This is a genomic window from Flammeovirgaceae bacterium SG7u.111, from assembly GCA_034044135.1.
Taxonomy (GTDB): domain Bacteria; phylum Bacteroidota; class Bacteroidia; order Cytophagales; family Flammeovirgaceae.
Genome location: CP139021.1, coordinates 2,408,332 through 2,424,062 on the forward strand (window position 1 = coordinate 2,408,332; position 15,731 = coordinate 2,424,062).

Sequence of the window (15,731 nt, forward strand, 5' to 3'; positions counted from 1 at the left end):
CATAAATTTGCCCAAGTGAATGTTTGGTATTACCCATTTAGGGCATATTATTGGATGTTCGTAAGAAGAAGTATAAATTTAGCATATAGCAAACTATATATTAATTAACACCTCTATTTTGATGAAAAAGAAATACCATTTTTGCCTTCCGCTACTTTTTTTGGGAAGTATGCTGCTGCTTTTTTCTTGCAGTGAGGAAAGTGCTAAGCAAACAGCACCTCCCCCCGAAATCCAAGTTATTAATGTGATAAAGAAAGATGTCCCTATCAAGCATAGTTTTGTGGGGCAGGTGTATGGGTTTAAAGATATCCCGATCAGGGCAAGGGTAGAGGGATACCTAGAAGGGATACATTTTGATGAGGGCTTTCCTGTAAAGAAAGGGCAATTGCTGTATACGGTCGATGCTCAGCCGTACCAAGCTGAAGTAGCTGCTATGAAAAGTAAGGTGGCCGAGGCTAAAACGTATTTGGTAAACGCAGAAAATGAGTTGGCAAGGTACAAGCCGCTTGCCGAAATAAATGCGGTAAGTAAAAGTGATTTGGATGCGGCCCAGGCTAGCCGAGATGCGGCAGCGGCATCTCTGGATGCTGCCAACGCTAACCTCAGGATTTCTCAAATAAACTTAGGCTACACGCAAATAGCGTCGCCAATAAACGGGCTAATAGGAAAAACAGAAGCAAGGGAAGGAGAATTTGTGGGAAGAGACCCTAACCCGGTAATATTGAACGTTGTATCGAACATTGAAAAAGTAAGGGTGCAATTTTTTCTTACAGAATCGGAGTATTTAGTTATAGCAAGAGAGTTTTCCAAAGGTCTTGCTGAAGACGGCACAATTGATAAATCTAATCAAGTAAACCAAAACAACATGGAGCTGATACTTGCTGATGGCACAGTATACGAGCACAAGGGTTCCGTGGATTTTTTGGGTAGGGATATTGACGTAAGCACGGGCTCTATATTGGTGCAGGCACTTTTTGAGAACCCCAATGGCTTGCTAAGACCAGGGATGTATGCTAAAGTAAGGGTTCAGTTTGATATAGCTAAGGGAGCGCTGTTGGTGCCCCAAAGGTGTGTGACAGAATTGCAAGGGCAGTATTCTATCTATGTAGTTGAGGCTGATAATACCATAAAGTCAAGGCAAGTAAAAGTGACTACCAAGCATGGTGACCTTTGGATGGTTACGGAAGGGCTCAAAGGTGATGAGCTAGTAGTGACAGATGGATTGCAAAAAGTAGCGACTGGTATGAGTGTGAAACCTGCCCTTATGGAGTTTGAAAGTAAAACCGAAACAAATAACTAACATCATGGCTGAAAATTCTGGAAACTTTTTTGTGAGAAGGCCCATTGTGGCTATGGTAATAGCCATAGTCATTGTGATTGTTGGTAGTGTGTCTATGATCGGATTGCCTATAGAGCAATATCCGAACCTAACCCCACCTATTGTTGAAGTAAGGGCTTCTTATACAGGAGCAAATGCGGTAAGTGTGGAAGAATCGGTAGCTACGCCACTGGAGCAGGAAATAAATGGGGTCGATAATATGATATACATGAAATCGACCAATGCCAATGATGGTACTATGGTAGTGCAAGTGTCGTTTGATGTGGGTACAGATCCCGATATGAACACTGTGCTAGCACAAAACCGTGTTTCTGCTGCTACGGCAAAGCTGCCCCAAGAGGTAACGAAATACGGTGTGACTACCAAGAAGTCACTGCCAAATATTTTGATGCTAATAGCCTTGACTTCAGATGGTCGATACGACCAGGACTTTTTGGGGAACTATGCTTTGATCAATATAAAAGATCAACTTGCAAGGGTAAAAGGTATAGGTAGGGTAGATGTGATGGGAGCCTCCAACTATTCCATGCGTATATGGGTAAAGCCCGATAGGCTTTCAAAACTGGGCATAACTGTCCCAGAAATATTGAAGGCGATCAACGAACAAAATGTGATAGTACCAGGTGGTAAGTTTGGTGCAGAGCCTGCTCCTCCTGGCACAGAATACACCTACACCGTAAGGCTACCAGATAGGTTCAATTCTCCAGAAGCTTTTGAAGATATTGTGATCAGGACTCAAAGCGATGGTTCGCAGGTAAAGATAGGGGATGTCGCTTCTGTGAAACTTGGTGTAGAGACTTACAACATGATCCCTCGATTGAACAAAGAGACTTGTGCTATTGTAGCTTTGTACCAAGCTCCTGGGTCTAATGCCGTAGAACTTGCTGAAAATATTATCAGTGAGATGGAAATACTCAAAAAGAATTTCCCGGAAAGTGTCAAATACGAAGTTTCTTTGGATTCTACTGCACCAATTACGGCAGGTATACGAGACATTGTGGTAACACTTATTGTCGCACTTGTTTTGGTGGTACTGGTTGTGTTCGTTTTTATCCAAGATTGGCGGGCAACCCTTATCCCCACCTTGGCTATTCCCGTTTCACTGATAGGGGCGTTTATATTCTTTCCATTGCTAGGCTTTACTATCAATGTTTTGTCATTGTTGGGCTTGGTGCTGGCCATTGGGATTGTAGTAGATGATGCTATTGTGGTGGTGGAAGCCGTTCAGGTGAATATTGAAAATGGGATGACGTCTAAAGAGGCGACCTTTGATGCCATGAGCAAAGTTACTGCACCAGTAATAGCCACTACATTGGTCCTAATTGCCGTATTTATTCCTGTTGCCGGAATGGCTGGAATTACGGGCTTGCTTTATCAGCAATTTGCCATAACTATTGTGGTTTCCGTAATTGTATCGTCAATAAATGCGCTCACGCTCAGCCCAGCATTGTGTTCTATTCTATTAAAGAAGCCTACAAAATATAAAGGTCCTCTCGGATGGTTTTTTGGGTTGTTCAACAAAGGGATGGATAAGTCGACAGATTCCTACATGAGTTTTACCAATGTGGTATCTAGGAAGATAAAGCGAGGTGTGGTGTTTATTGTTTTGATGACAATAGGAGCGGGGATATTTGGTAAGTTGGTACCAGGAGGTTTTATTCCCGAAGAAGACATGGGGTATTTTTTTGTGAATATGCAATTGCCAAATGCAGCATCTATCCAGCGGTCAGATGTTATTGCAAAGCAAATTGAAGAAATTGTGATGGATATGCCAGATGTAGAATACATTACATCGGCTACTGGTTTTAGCTTGCTATCGGGTTCAATGGTGCCCAACAATGGATTTATGTTCGTAACCTTGTCCGACTGGTCGGAAAGAGACAAAACAGCCAAACAGATAATTGCAGAGCTGAATATGAGGCTTGCTATGAAGATAAAAGGAGCTCAAGCTTTTGCCTTTGGACCACCGGCAATTCCTGGGCTTGGAAACGGTTCTGGCTTTAGTATCATGATTCAGGATAGGGGCGGTAATACACCTACTTACCTTTCTGAAAATGCCATGAAGTTTATTAAAGCGGCAAATGCCCGTGAAGAAATAGGCTCAGCCTTTACTACTTTCCAAGCCAATGTTCCCCAGCGGTTTATGGATATTGACAGAGACAAGGCATTGAAGTTAGGAGTTCCACTTAGCGATTTGTACACTACTATAGGCGCATTTATGGGAGGGGCTTATGTCAACGATTTTACAAGGTTTGGTAGGTTGTACAAAACCTATATTCAGGCAGAGCCAGAGTACAGGGTAAGTGAAAGTCAGATCAACAACTTCTTTATTAAAAATAAGGATGGGAATATGGTTTCTTTGGCAAGTATTGCTACTGTAAAACCTATAGTAGGTCCTGATTATACTTCAAGGTTTAACTTATATAGGGCTGTTGAGGTAACTGGAGGGCCAGCGCCTGGTTTTACTTCTGCACAGGCTATGGCAGCATTGGAAGAAGTGGCAAGTGAGACCTTGCCGCCCGATATGAGCTACAGTTGGAATGCAATGTCGTTTCAGGAAAATAAAGCGTCTGGATCGTTGGCAGTTATCCTAACCTTCTCCCTCTTATTTGTGTTCCTGATTCTTGCGGCGCAATATGAAAGCTGGTCGTTGCCTTTTGCTATCTTGCTGGGTACGCCTTTCGCCATTTTTGGTGCTTTATTGTTCTTATGGGTAGCCCGCCTTTTCACGCCAGCTTTTGAAAATAATATATTTGCCCAAGTCTCTTTTGTGATGCTGATAGGCATGGCCGCTAAAAATGCCATCTTGATTGTAGAATTTGCCAACGATGAATTCAAAGGAGGCTTAAGCCTTTTTGATGCGGCTATCAAAGCTGCCAAGTCTCGTTTCCGCCCAATTCTCATGACGGCATTTTCTTTTATCCTTGGTGTGTTTCCGTTGGTAATAGCGACTGGTTCTGGTGCCGAGGCAAGAAAAGTAATGGGTATGGCTTTGCTTGGTGGAATGACGATGGCAACCATATTGGGGGTTTTCTTCTATCCTATGTTGTATATTCTCATTGGGAAAATAGCGGGCTATGAAAAGAAAAGGGATAAGGAATTAGCGACTTCAAATGAAACTTCAAACTAAAATGGAAAAGATAGTAGAAATGAAAAATCGGATTTCATTTGTAGTGATATTACTGGTTTCGCTTTTTGCTTTGGAGGCATGTAAAGTAGGTCCAGGTTTTAAGACCCAGCGAACGGAGATAGACGAAGCTGAAGTGTACAGGTACGATAGCTTACAGCTCGCTATGGAAGATTCGGTATTGAACATAAGTTGGTGGGAATTATTCAACGACCCTGTGTTGGATACCTTGATCAAGATCGGGCTGGTGGAGAACAAAGATCTGCTCATAGCATCTAGCAGAATAGAGCAAGCAAGGGCTCAGCTTGGGTTTACTAAAGCTAATATGTGGCCGAGCATTACTTATACTGGAAGTGCGTTGAGAGGGAATGTTGTAGGCGGTCAACCAACTGCGGGTCTGTCGGTAACCAATATGTTTACAGGGTTTGGTTCATTAAATTGGGAGATAGATTTTTGGGGTAAGTTTAGGAGGGCAAATGAAGCTGCCCAAGCCGATTTGTTGGCATCGGAATATGGTCAAAGAACAGTTCAGATCGGGTTGATTTCTTCCATAGTTGGGACGTATTATCAGCTGCTCGATTACAGATGGAGATTGTATATCTCAATGAGAACAGTTGATTTGCGGCAAGAGTCTTTAGATATTATTCAGGCAAGGTATACCAATGGTGTTGTACCTGAGATTGACCTCAACCAAGCACAAATTCAGCTGGCGATCGCAGCTTCTGCTGTTCCGTTTTACAAAAGGTTGGTTGCCCAAACGGAAAATGCCTTAGGTACTTTACTTGGCAGAACTCCACGGGCTATCACCGTAGGAGCTGAATTGAACGATCAGGAATTGCCACCAGATATTCCTGTAGGCTTGCCTTCTATGCTCATGGAAAGGAGGCCGGATGTGCTCCAGGCCGAAGCTTCGCTACATGCGCAAACTGCTCGAATTGGAGTAGCTGTTGCCCAGCGTTTTCCAAGTATCAGCCTGACAGGTTTGCTAGGGGTAGCCAGTGGTGACATTTCTAACTTAACCGCCAATGGCCCTGCTTTCGCTTTTGGGGGGAGCTTGCTCGGACCTGTTTTTGAATTTGGCAAGAATAAACGCCGGGTGGAGGTAGAGCGGAAGAAAACCGAACAAGTGCTCTATGAATATGAGAAAACGGTGATCACTGCTTTCCGAGAAGTGGAAGATGCTCTTGTAGAAATTCAAACATTGAAAGACGAGCTTCAAGCAAGGCGAGACCATGTAGCTGCTGCCCAAAATGCCCAGGAGCTTTCTAAGGAGCGTTACGACAAAGGTGTGACCAGCTTTCTCGAGCTGATTGAAAGTCAAAGACAGGCATTTGAAGCCCAGCTAAGCTTGTCCGAAACAACCCAAAAGCTATTTAATGGGTATGTTAAGCTCTATAAAGCTTTGGGAGGCGGTTGGCTATCTGAGGAAGAGTCCAATGCTGCTGCAACTGCACCACAAGATGAATAAGGTTTCTTTGTAGGTAAATGTAAAAGGTTACTTTTACTTGATGCCTCAGAAAATCTGGTTTATGGATGACCGTTTAGAGGCTGGAGACTAGAATTTAGAAAAATGTCCTTTTGGATTTTCCCTTTTTCTAACTTCTTTACGTAAAACCACTGGGCTGTGAGCCACAGCCTTGGACATTAGCCTGAATTATCAAATAGATTCATAAAGAGTTAAAAAGACTGCTTAACGGCAGTCTTTTTTTGTATAAAGTTTACGGTCAAGTTGTTTGGCTGTTTGGCGTCCACATTTTGAAAAACCTAAATTGCTTGCTGTACTCCTCTCTGGGGCAAAAGGCTAGGCAGACTTCTCGGTTGTCGAGTGCCGACTCGGTAAGTATGAGGTGCTGGGATTCTTTTTTTGCATTTTCAAACTCCTTATCATTGACTTTGCACACCACCTTTTTGAATACGGAATTTATCCATTGCTGCATTTTTTCATCCTTTTCAAACTTTTTGTAACAAGCTAGCGAAGCGTGTGCGGCGATTACTGGAGCGAACTTATCGGGAATGTCCTCTTTGAGAAGAATGTACATTTTCATGTGCCTAGGGATTTTTTTATTTTAAGTACCTACCCAAAAGAAATCGAATATTGTTTTCCATAATTTTGTAGGATTGACAAGGTGGCCTCAATGAGAGATTTCATGGAGGTATAATGCCTTGGTTTGATCCAATAGTGCTTGAGCATCTTCCATAAGACCTCTATCAGGTTGAGCTCGGGGCAGTATGCGGGGATAAACTGTAGGTACAGCCCTTTTCCCTTCCATTTTTCTATATATCCCTTTACGTCTTTGGATTTGTGGATCGCGGCGTTGTCCAAGACCAGTACGGTTTTCTTCTTGATCGTCTCGGAGAAACTGTCCAGTACCTGTATGACACATGCCGAGTTTGCCGCGCCATGGTAATAGCTCCCCGTGAAGGTGTTGGCCAACGGGTCGAGTATGCCCAAGACGGAGACCCCGTTGCCCCGCCGGGCGGGCAGCTTGTTTGCCGTGCCAACGGGCTGCCACGCATACGGAACGTTCGGGCACAGGCTTATCCCCGTCTCGTCAAAATAACACAGGTCGATCTCCCCTTGCCGGGCCTGCTGTCCCAGACAGTCGAGTTCTTGTTGGAAGAAACGGAACATCTCTTCGTCACGGTTGTTTTCCAGGGAGTTGCGCATGCGCTTCCAGACAAGACCCGACTTTTTCAATATCCGCTTGACGGTCTTCCCACAGGCGTCCTTGCCGAACTTGGTGGAGACCTCTTGGGCAAAAAAACGGAGACAGGTGACAGGCCCTTCCCGGGCAAGGGATGCTATTTTTTTTGCTCTTCCACCGTATAGATACTCGGCCGCCCACTCTTGGGGGCATCCATCAATCCTGCCGCCTTTGAGGATTCCCATCTGTCAAACCACTCCGAGATGGTGGCCCTGCGCACCTCGAATATGTCCCTGAGCATATCTATCGTATGTCCTTTGTTGCTCAGGAGCAGCGCATGGGCACGGTCGCGCTCGCGTTCAGAACCACCCTGCTTTTTCAAGGTTTTTAGTTCCATCTCTTCTGACGCACTTAGTGTGATATAGCGTTTTTCCATCAAGCTAATTTAAGGCTTTTTTATTATACGGTTTCTTTTGTCCACTTACTTAAATATAATTTATTTACCGAATAATATTGAATATCTTCTTTTAAGTAGATATATTTAATTATCTCTTTTAAAGAAGATAATTATGAAAGCAGTAATTACGGGTGATATCATAGACTCTAGGAAGGCGGAGCAACCAGGGCAATGGCTAAAAATACTCAAAAGAATATTGGGTGAATATGGCGCTTCTCCCAAAAAATGGGATATTTACAGAGGTGATAGTTTCCAATTGCAGGTGGAAAATCCTCAATGTGCTTTGCTGGTGGCTTTGCGTCTAAAGGCAGCCATAAAGCAGTTAAAAGGGCTAAATGTGCGGATGGGAATTGGGATAGGAGGAGTGAGCTATGAAGCAGAAAGGGTGATGGAGTCGCAAGGGGAAGTTTTTATACATGCAGGAAAGTGCTTCGATACGTTGAAGAAAAAGACGCTTGCACTGAAGTCGCCGTGGCATGAGCTAGATGAGGAAATCAATTTGTACTTAGAACTTGCTTTGCTCACTATTGATAATTGGACTGCAAACTCAGCAGAAATAGTACAGTTGGCAATAGAGCATCCTCATAAAACTCAGATGGAGCTATCGGAAATGTTAAAGATTACCCAAAGCAATGTAAGTAGCCGCTTCAGGCGGGCGGGCTACGAGGAGGTAATGAAAGTAGAAAAGCGATTTAGAAAGCTTATAGTGCATAAAAACACTTCAGACAAGATATGATTCTATTTTTTAAATTGTTGTTAGCGCATTTGATCGGCGATTTTACCCTGCAAAGTGATAAATCTGTTGCTGATAAGGAAGTCAAAAAAATCAAGTCTCCTTACCTATATGCCCATGTGCTCATCCACCTGATATTGACTGTGGTAGCTGTTGGTTTCCAGTCGAAATACTGGCTTGGGGTTGTTGTGGTTGTAGTTGCCCATTACCTTATAGACCTTTTTAAATTATATGTACAAAACGAGAAGAACCAGGGGCGTTACTTTATCTTAGATCAGGCTATGCATGTAGGGGTTATTGCCTTGGTAGTGCATGCTTACAAACCGTTTCCTCTTAAAAACTTAACTGCTTTCGGATCGAAAATCCTGTTGTTAGTAATTTGCTTGGTTACGCTTACTTATGTGGTTTCCGTTGCAATGCAGGTGTTTTTTTCTAAATGGAACAATGATTTTCAGGAAAAGGGGGAGGAGTCGTTGCAAAATGCGGGAAAGTACATAGGCATGCTGGAGAGACTGTTTGTCTTTGTGTTTGTGGCGACCAATCATTGGCAGGCAATCGGCTTTTTGATAGCAGCAAAATCGGTGTTCCGCTTTGGGGATTTAAGCAGGGCAAAAGACCGAAAACTGACCGAATATATTTTGATAGGTACGCTGCTGAGCGTAGGGTCGGCTATTCTGGTCGGGTTGGTTTATCTTTTCTTGAGTAAGTTGCCTAGCTTTAAGTAGGTGGAGATAAGATAAACGTATATTTGGATGCGGTTATTTGTTCGTTAGGTGAGCGGTTCCCCGTCGGGACAAAAAAACCTTGTATAGCCCAATTGTGGAAGGATTTTTTAACGAAGCATAGCGGATACGGCTTTTTATGTCCACTTACTTAAATAAGTCCTTAGGATTTGCTCCTTCTACTCAATTTCCTCGGCTATTTTTCTGGTGTGCTTAATCAAATCTAAAATCCCATTTTTTATCTCCTTGCGGAGGAACTCGTGTCCACCGATAAAGTCAGGAGGAATGTCGTGAATATAATTGAGCGTATAGTTTACTTCTAGGGTTTCGTAGTCTGAGAGGATGTAGTAGTTGGAAAGGGAGATGGACATCTTTGAGGTTTTGTGCATGAGCACTTTTCCATATTCGTAGTTGTGTTGGATCACGACCTTGTCAGGAAGGCCAGCAGGTTCATGTGATTTGGAAAAAGCGATAAGATCTAGCAATGTATCTCCTTGGAAGGGAGGTGTATAGAAATCAAGCTTATATTTGATGGTTGGTGCCCAAAAGCCACATTCCATTTTGAATGCACCATCCTCTATTTTTGAGATATTGAATTCAGGTAAAGTCTTTTGTAAGTAGCCCAAGTCGCTAAGCCTTTCGTTGGAAAAGTAGGAGAGGGGTTGTGAAATGGTAAAAACTGTTTTCGTGAGTAAAATGTAGTAGTTTTCTTCGCCTTTCTTATGCCAGTAGCCAAATACATCGAGTGGTAAAATATCTTTTTCCAGTGAAATATTGATGTTGCTACTATCGGGAAAGAGTATGTTGAACTCTTTGCCGAGCATGGTAGAAAAGAATTGAATACCACCTTTATCCAAAATATTTTGGTTAGGACTAAAATACAGATCGGGTTCATCGTGGATGAGTGATTGAGCAAAAGTACCTTGGGTAAAGGTGAGAAATAACAAAGTGGTAATTAATAAAAAAATAAACTTCTTTCTGTCCATTATTAATTAGAGTGCTGTGTGGTTTAATGAGCAGTATTTTGTAATATTGAGCATATAAATAATGAGAACATGGTCAATTGACACGGATGTTCTCATTATTCACCTTCAAAAAACTAACAAAATACTTGCGCATAATTTTTATTTGAGTAGGTTGTGTAAGTCTGTGTAATATCGCTCAATTAACTAAAAATTTGATTTAGATGTCAAAAAAAGCTCCCGTTCTTCGTCTGATAAAAGATGATCCTTGGCTAGAACCGTACAATGATCAAGTAACTGCTCGCTACGAGAGGTACAAAGATACGCTTAAATCATTGGAAGAACATTACGGTAGCCTTCCAGCTTTTGCCAGTGCTCACCACAATTTAGGTATCAACTACAGCAAAAAGGACAAGGGCTGGTATTATAGGGAATGGGCGCCAATGGCAAATGCACTTTACCTAACAGGTGATTTTAACAAATGGGATAGGACGTCTCATCCTTTGAAACGGGTAGATAATGGCGTGTGGGAAATATTTCTCGATGCCAAAACCTATAGCAATAAGTTTGTTCACCAGAGCTTGATCAAGGTCCATGTGGTTACTCAACACGGTAGCTTTGACCGTATTCCTGCTATGATGACACGTGTGGTTCAAAACCCTGAAACACATGATTTTGCCGGGCAGCTCTGGGATCCACCCCGCCCATTTAAGTGGACAGACGAAAAGTTCGATATCAATAGTATTAGCGAACCTTTGATCTACGAAAGTCATGTAGGAATGGCTACGGAGGAAGATGGTGTGGGTACGTATCGCGAGTTTGCCGACAATGTACTTCCGAGAATAAAGAAGCTTGGCTACAACACTATTCAGATGATGGCTGTGCAAGAGCACCCATATTATGGATCGTTTGGTTACCATGTTTCTAACTTTTTTGCACCCTCTTCTAGATTTGGTACTCCCGAGGATCTTAAGTATTTGATAAATAAAGCCCACAAAACAGGAATTGCCGTAATTATGGACATTGTCCATTCACATGCGGTCAAAAACCTAAACGAGGGCTTGAATGAGTTTGATGGTACGGATTACCAATACTTTCATGCTGGAGGAAAGGGACACCACCCTGCTTGGGACTCGAAACTTTTCAACTATGGGAAATGGGAAGTGATACAGTTTTTGCTTTCCAACGTAACCTATTGGTTAGAGGAATTCCATTTTGACGGATTTAGGTTTGATGGGGTAACGTCAATGATGTTTACACACCACGGGCACACAGCTTTCGATCATTATGATAAGTACTTTGTAAATGATATAGAAAATGAGGCTATTACCTATTTGCAATTGGCAAATGACCTCATTCATGAGATAAAGCCGGGAGCATTGTCCATAGCTGAAGACGTGAGTGGGATGCCTGGTTTGAGCCGGCCAATAGACGAAGGAGGGCTTGGCTTTGATTACCGATTGGCCATGGGTATTCCCGATTATTGGATAAAGCTTTTGAAGCACTCAAAAGACGAAGATTGGAACATTCACGAAATGTGGGGTGTGCTCAACAACAAGAGGGAAGGAGAGCGGGTAATCGCTTATGCAGAGTCACATGACCAGGCGTTGGTAGGTGACAAGAGCTTGGCTTTCTGGCTGATGGACAAAGATATGTACTGGCATATGGCTATTGGGGACGAAAACTTGGTGATAGACCGAGGAATTGCCCTGCATAAAATGATCCGACTGTTCACTTGTTCGTTAGGAGGTGATGGTTATTTAACTTTTATAGGCAATGAGTTTGGTCATCCCGAATGGGTAGATTTTCCGAGGGAAGGTAACGACTGGAGCTACAAATATGCAAGAAGGCAATGGTCTTTGGTAGATGATGAAAATCTGAAGTACAAATGGCTCAACAAGTTTGATGAGCACATGATAAAGCTAGTGAAGAAATATAGGGTGATGGCTACGCAACATGCTTGGCAACTCAATATGGATGAGACCAACAAAGTGATTATTTTTAGTAAGGGTGATTTGGTGTTTGTTTTCAACTTCCATCCATCCAATTCTATTGAAGATTACCGTTTTTGGGTACCTAAGAAAGGCAAATACAAAATTATCTTGAATTCTGATAACCCAGAGTTTGGAGGGCACGATCGCATAGATGAAAGCTTGGCTTATAGCACAAATGCGGATCAAAAAGTGAGTATTTACCTTACCAATAGAACTGCTTTGGTTATGAAAAAGGCGAGGCGATAATGGCTTATTAAAATTACCCTCAGCCATGAATTTTATAGCTGAGGGTAATTTTTTAATTAGAAACTAAGTTCTCATTTTCTGTTTCTTCTTTTTTGTTAGAAACAATTGTAGCAAACTTTGCTACTTTTTTAATATTTCCCTCAGCATCTTTAACTGGGTTGTAAATTGCATTCAGCCATATATCTTCCCCCTTTGCATTTATCCTTTTGAAAGAACCAGAAAACGATTCTCCACTTGCAAGTTTTTCCCAAAAGGTTTGGTATGAAGCTGATTCTCTTATTTCTTTAGGCACAAATATTCGGTGGTGTTTGCCTACTATTTCATCCAGTTCATACCCCGTCGATTGGAGGAACTTTTCATTAGCCTTAAGGATTTCACCATTCGTAGTGAACTCGATGGTAGCCATTGCATGGTCTATGCCCTCTAATATTCCTTTCCTTTCCGCAATCAGGTTTTGTTGTTCAGTAATATTATTGGCAAACTTGATTACTTTAATAACACTTCCGTCTGCATCCAGTATGGGGTTGTAGATTGCATTTAACCAAACAACCTCTCCTTTTGAATTTAACCTTTTGTAAATTCCATTAAATGGGTTTCCACTTGCGAGTCTCTTCCAAAATTTTTCGTATAAACCCGATTCAAGTACATCTTTTGAAACAAATATACGGTGATGTTTCCCCTTGATTTCGCTAAGGGAGTATTTCATGGTTTTGAGGAAGTTTTCATTGGCTGAAACAATTTCACCTGTAGGAGTAAATTCAATAGTAGCCATTGTCGAATCAATAGCACCCAGTATGCATCTAGATTCAGCGGAAAAGTTTTCGAGCTCAATGTTTTTCCTGCTTAAGGCTTCTTGCGTAGCCTGCATTTCCTCAAAATTTTGCCTAAGCTCTTCCTCTTGGGCTTGTACCATAGAAGCTTTTTGCTGATTTTCTTGTAATAGCTTCTTGGTTTGCAATGTAACCTTCAGACTGGAAATAGTCGAGGCAATACTTTCTCCAAGTTTCTCTACAAATTCGATGTGATGTGGTTCAAAAAGGTTGAATGAAGCTAGCTCAACCGTTCCATAAACAGTATCGTTTATTTTTAAGGGGACGATCAGAATAGCCCTAGGCGGGGCATCGCCCAGTCCTGAAGTGATGTTTATATAATTCTTAGGGATTCTTGTTAGGTAGGTAGTCTTTTTTTCCAGAAATACTTGACCATTTAAGCCTTGCCCCAACGCTATTTTTTTATCAAGGTGTTTCTTTCTGTTGTAGGCATAACAAGCTGTTAGTTCTAAATATTGGTCACCTTCAGGTTCATTGTTTAAAATAAATAAACCTCCTTGGTTAGCATTGGTATATTTTACCAAGTTTTTGATAATGCTATCTGAAAGGCTGGATAAATCATCGTTGTTTTGGCGTAAGATCTCTCCAAATTTGGCTAGCCCCTCAATAGCCCAGTTTCGTTTTTTTTCCTGTTCGTTGATATCATTGATTTTTTTGCCCATCTTGGACAATGAATCGGTAAGGTCATGCTTTTGGTTAGAAAAGCTTTCTAAAATGCTAAAGTCAAAGTTCCCATTTTCAACGGAGTTGATGAATGTAATTGCCGTTTTTATTAGCTCATCTTTTTCGTGAAGTGAATTTTTAGCCTTTTGTAGTGTTGAATGTTTGATTAACCTTAAAGGAATATTTTTTTTCATCGGGGGCATTGGAATTGTAATTTTGTTTAATTAATAACGATTTTAGGTTTAACGTTAAGGGTTTGTGGAATTGTATGATGTATAAAATGTTGCGAGTATGTTCGCTTTTGTTAACTCAAATCCATTAGGTAAGAAACGGATGTTGTGAATTTTGATATTAAACCCAAAGACATACCATTCCCATAGCTTTTTGGTATATCAAAAGGGTATATCAAAAGCTGATAAATTCATTGGACGACTCTCAAGAAAACAGTAACGTTATAGCTTACCAAAAAGAACTCTCTTCTTTAAGCTCTTCAGTAAGTTGGAGTTGAGCAGCAAAATCCATCATATTTTCCTTTGGAATCCTACCTCTTCCTTTGTTGCTTAGTATAATTATGTTGTTACCAGTGGTAAATTGCACCTCGTTGTTAACGTCTTGCAGCTTCAATGAATTGGGTATACGCCTTCTTAGCGTAGTGTGCCAGCCCTGTTGCCCATTTACCACCAGTGAATCTTTGGGGTTTCTTTTGGAAGGAGAGTAACCTACTGAGAATATTTTTTGCGCAAGACTGTCGGAATTGTAGCGTTGGATAAAATATTCCCAAGCACCTAGCTCGTTTGTGTTCCTAAAAACCGATTTGGAGAAAATACCTCCTTCTCTGAGCACTGCCAAATTTCCTTTGCTCGATTCTCTGTTTATTTCTACCGTAAAGGCAATTAGCTGGTTTTCAGGATTGGGACTGGTGGGCAAGGTGGTAAATGTATTGTAGAAATGTGTATAATGTGTAATCCCTTCTGTGCCTCCAAATTTTTTGGCGAAAGCCATTATTTGTTCTTCTTTACACTTGGCCGACTGCAAAAAATACAGGAAACCTTGGCTTTCGTCGCTCAGCACCATGTAGCGAATCAACCTGCCTTTTTTTGGTTCAATATTGACCAAATATCCTTTTAGTGGTGAATAGGCATCAATAGTTACGGGTAGCATTTCTTCAAAATCATAGTCCCGTGTATCCATTATTTTCTTGGCAAAATGTTCAGCAATGTTGTCTCCGTAAGGATGCGTAGATTTGAGCTTCATCACTTGGGCGGTGAAATTCCCGCCAATGAGGTCATCTTGGTAAACACCTTCTGCCACGCAGCTCGAATTATAAATCAGCTTTTGGGGAATAATGCCCCTTGGATAATCAGGTACTTTACTTTTCATTAGAGAAATTCTCATTACCTCTACGCTGTCCAGCGTATTTATAATAGTGGCTTCAAGCAACTGGAAAGCATTGCTGAAGTGGAGCTTTTGAGCCGTTTCGTTTATTTTGGCATCTACGGTAGGTGGCTGAGTCGCTAGGTTGAAATTTTCAAAATCATTTTCGTTTATTGCTTTAATCTCATCCTTTAGCGAGTTGAAGTTGATGATGTCAATACTTAAAATACCATAGCTGTCTTCGTATTTTATTTTATTGGCCATGGTTTCTTCCAAGCTAGAATAAGCATCGGCGACTACTAAATACCACTCCCCTTCTTTTTTGTCTTTGTGAAGAAGCAAATAGGGAGAGATTCCCATGCTTTTTACACGTTGGATTGTTTTTATGGCATCTCCTATGAGCCTGTATTTACCAATTTGGATGGCGTATGGCGTCGTTTCGTCAAACTGTTCGGTTTGGCAAGAACTAAAAAGATAAATAAGTATAAATGAAAAGGCTGTTGATCGAAAGAAACTAAGAGTTTGCATTTTCTTATAGCTGTTGTGATTTACGGTTTTGGGCTTATGTTTACTTTGTAAAATAAAGAGTAGCATTTACCCGCTCTGTCAATTGCTATCGACAAGTTATAAAGCCTTTTT

The 15,731-nt window shown here is 41.5% G+C and carries 12 protein-coding genes; 6 read left to right on the forward strand and 6 right to left on the reverse strand.

What is annotated here, in order from left to right; genetic code table 11:
- Positions 1 to 121 precede the first annotated feature (121 nt).
- The 3 genes from R9C00_09420 to R9C00_09430 are packed head-to-tail and all read left to right on the forward strand — an operon-like array spanning position 122 to position 5,934.
- Positions 122 to 1,300 carry an efflux RND transporter periplasmic adaptor subunit gene (locus R9C00_09420; GenBank protein WPO37668.1) on the forward strand — a complete coding sequence of 393 codons (1,179 nt, stop codon included), beginning with the start codon at positions 122 to 124 and terminating at the stop codon, positions 1,298 to 1,300.
- A gap of 4 nt (positions 1,301 to 1,304) precedes the next feature.
- Positions 1,305 to 4,469 carry an efflux RND transporter permease subunit gene (locus R9C00_09425; protein WPO37669.1) on the forward strand — a complete coding sequence of 1,055 codons (3,165 nt, stop codon included), beginning with the start codon at positions 1,305 to 1,307 and terminating at the stop codon, positions 4,467 to 4,469.
- A gap of 1 nt (position 4,470) precedes the next feature.
- Positions 4,471 to 5,934, forward strand: a complete 1,464-nt coding sequence (locus R9C00_09430; protein ID WPO37670.1) for an efflux transporter outer membrane subunit — start codon at positions 4,471 to 4,473, stop codon at positions 5,932 to 5,934.
- 256 nt (positions 5,935 to 6,190) lie between these two features.
- Here the strand turns inward: R9C00_09430 and R9C00_09435 are convergent, their stop codons facing one another.
- From R9C00_09435 to R9C00_09445, 3 genes are read right to left on the reverse strand one after another with little or no spacing between them, the layout of a single operon-like run.
- Positions 6,191 to 6,511, reverse strand: a complete 321-nt coding sequence (locus tag R9C00_09435; GenBank protein WPO37671.1) for a peptidyl-tRNA hydrolase — start codon at positions 6,509 to 6,511, stop codon at positions 6,191 to 6,193.
- A gap of 29 nt (positions 6,512 to 6,540) precedes the next feature.
- Positions 6,541 to 7,356, reverse strand: a complete 816-nt coding sequence (locus R9C00_09440; protein WPO37672.1) for an IS630 family transposase — start codon at positions 7,354 to 7,356, stop codon at positions 6,541 to 6,543.
- Positions 7,269 to 7,547 carry a helix-turn-helix domain-containing protein gene (locus R9C00_09445; protein WPO37673.1) on the reverse strand — a complete coding sequence of 93 codons (279 nt, stop codon included), beginning with the start codon at positions 7,545 to 7,547 and terminating at the stop codon, positions 7,269 to 7,271. Before R9C00_09445 ends, R9C00_09440 begins: the two co-directional genes overlap by 88 nt.
- Positions 7,548 to 7,680: 133 nt before the next feature.
- Between R9C00_09445 and R9C00_09450 the strand changes: the two genes are divergently transcribed.
- Both R9C00_09450 and R9C00_09455 read left to right on the forward strand, forming a co-directional pair.
- On the forward strand, positions 7,681 to 8,304 hold the full coding sequence (locus tag R9C00_09450; protein ID WPO37674.1) for a SatD family protein: 624 nt from the start codon (positions 7,681 to 7,683) through the stop codon (positions 8,302 to 8,304).
- Positions 8,301 to 9,026, forward strand: a complete 726-nt coding sequence (locus R9C00_09455; GenBank protein WPO37675.1) for a DUF3307 domain-containing protein — start codon at positions 8,301 to 8,303, stop codon at positions 9,024 to 9,026. Before R9C00_09450 ends, R9C00_09455 begins: the two co-directional genes overlap by 4 nt.
- Before the next feature lie 176 nt (positions 9,027 to 9,202).
- Here the strand turns inward: R9C00_09455 and R9C00_09460 are convergent, their stop codons facing one another.
- Positions 9,203 to 10,009: a hypothetical protein gene (locus tag R9C00_09460; protein WPO37676.1), complete on the reverse strand. Its 807-nt coding sequence runs from the start codon at positions 10,007 to 10,009 to the stop codon at positions 9,203 to 9,205.
- A 200-nt stretch (positions 10,010 to 10,209) separates the two neighbouring features.
- Between R9C00_09460 and R9C00_09465 the strand changes: the two genes are divergently transcribed.
- On the forward strand, positions 10,210 to 12,225 hold the full coding sequence (locus tag R9C00_09465) for an alpha amylase C-terminal domain-containing protein (GenBank protein WPO37677.1): 2,016 nt from the start codon (positions 10,210 to 10,212) through the stop codon (positions 12,223 to 12,225).
- A 52-nt stretch (positions 12,226 to 12,277) separates the two neighbouring features.
- On the opposite strand, the gene R9C00_09470 is transcribed toward R9C00_09465, so the two are convergent.
- Together R9C00_09470 and R9C00_09475 are read right to left on the reverse strand one after the other, a co-directional pair.
- A complete protein-coding gene (locus tag R9C00_09470) occupies positions 12,278 to 13,912 on the reverse strand; it encodes a PAS domain-containing protein (protein ID WPO37678.1) in 1,635 nt (544 codons plus the stop codon).
- Between the two features lie 265 nt (positions 13,913 to 14,177).
- On the reverse strand, positions 14,178 to 15,620 hold the full coding sequence (locus R9C00_09475) for an SPOR domain-containing protein (protein ID WPO37679.1): 1,443 nt from the start codon (positions 15,618 to 15,620) through the stop codon (positions 14,178 to 14,180).
- Between the last annotated feature and the right edge of the window lie 111 nt (positions 15,621 to 15,731).

What these genes read in the sequence shown, in the direction of transcription:
- R9C00_09420 (WPO37668.1), top strand. Translation starts at nt 122, where the DNA reads ATGAAAAAGAAATACCATTTTTGCCTTCCGCTACTTTTTTTGGGAAGT.
- R9C00_09425 (WPO37669.1), top strand. Translation starts at nt 1,305, where the DNA reads ATGGCTGAAAATTCTGGAAACTTTTTTGTGAGAAGGCCCATTGTGGCT.
- R9C00_09430 (WPO37670.1), top strand. Translation starts at nt 4,471, where the DNA reads ATGGAAAAGATAGTAGAAATGAAAAATCGGATTTCATTTGTAGTGATA.
- R9C00_09435 (WPO37671.1), bottom strand. Translation starts at nt 6,511, where the DNA reads ATGAAAATGTACATTCTTCTCAAAGAGGACATTCCCGATAAGTTCGCT.
- R9C00_09440 (WPO37672.1), bottom strand. Translation starts at nt 7,356, where the DNA reads ATGGGAATCCTCAAAGGCGGCAGGATTGATGGATGCCCCCAAGAGTGG.
- R9C00_09445 (WPO37673.1), bottom strand. Translation starts at nt 7,547, where the DNA reads ATGGAAAAACGCTATATCACACTAAGTGCGTCAGAAGAGATGGAACTA.
- R9C00_09450 (WPO37674.1), top strand. Translation starts at nt 7,681, where the DNA reads ATGAAAGCAGTAATTACGGGTGATATCATAGACTCTAGGAAGGCGGAG.
- R9C00_09455 (WPO37675.1), top strand. Translation starts at nt 8,301, where the DNA reads ATGATTCTATTTTTTAAATTGTTGTTAGCGCATTTGATCGGCGATTTT.
- R9C00_09460 (WPO37676.1), bottom strand. Translation starts at nt 10,009, where the DNA reads ATGGACAGAAAGAAGTTTATTTTTTTATTAATTACCACTTTGTTATTT.
- R9C00_09465 (WPO37677.1), top strand. Translation starts at nt 10,210, where the DNA reads ATGTCAAAAAAAGCTCCCGTTCTTCGTCTGATAAAAGATGATCCTTGG.
- R9C00_09470 (WPO37678.1), bottom strand. Translation starts at nt 13,912, where the DNA reads ATGAAAAAAAATATTCCTTTAAGGTTAATCAAACATTCAACACTACAA.
- R9C00_09475 (WPO37679.1), bottom strand. Translation starts at nt 15,620, where the DNA reads ATGCAAACTCTTAGTTTCTTTCGATCAACAGCCTTTTCATTTATACTT.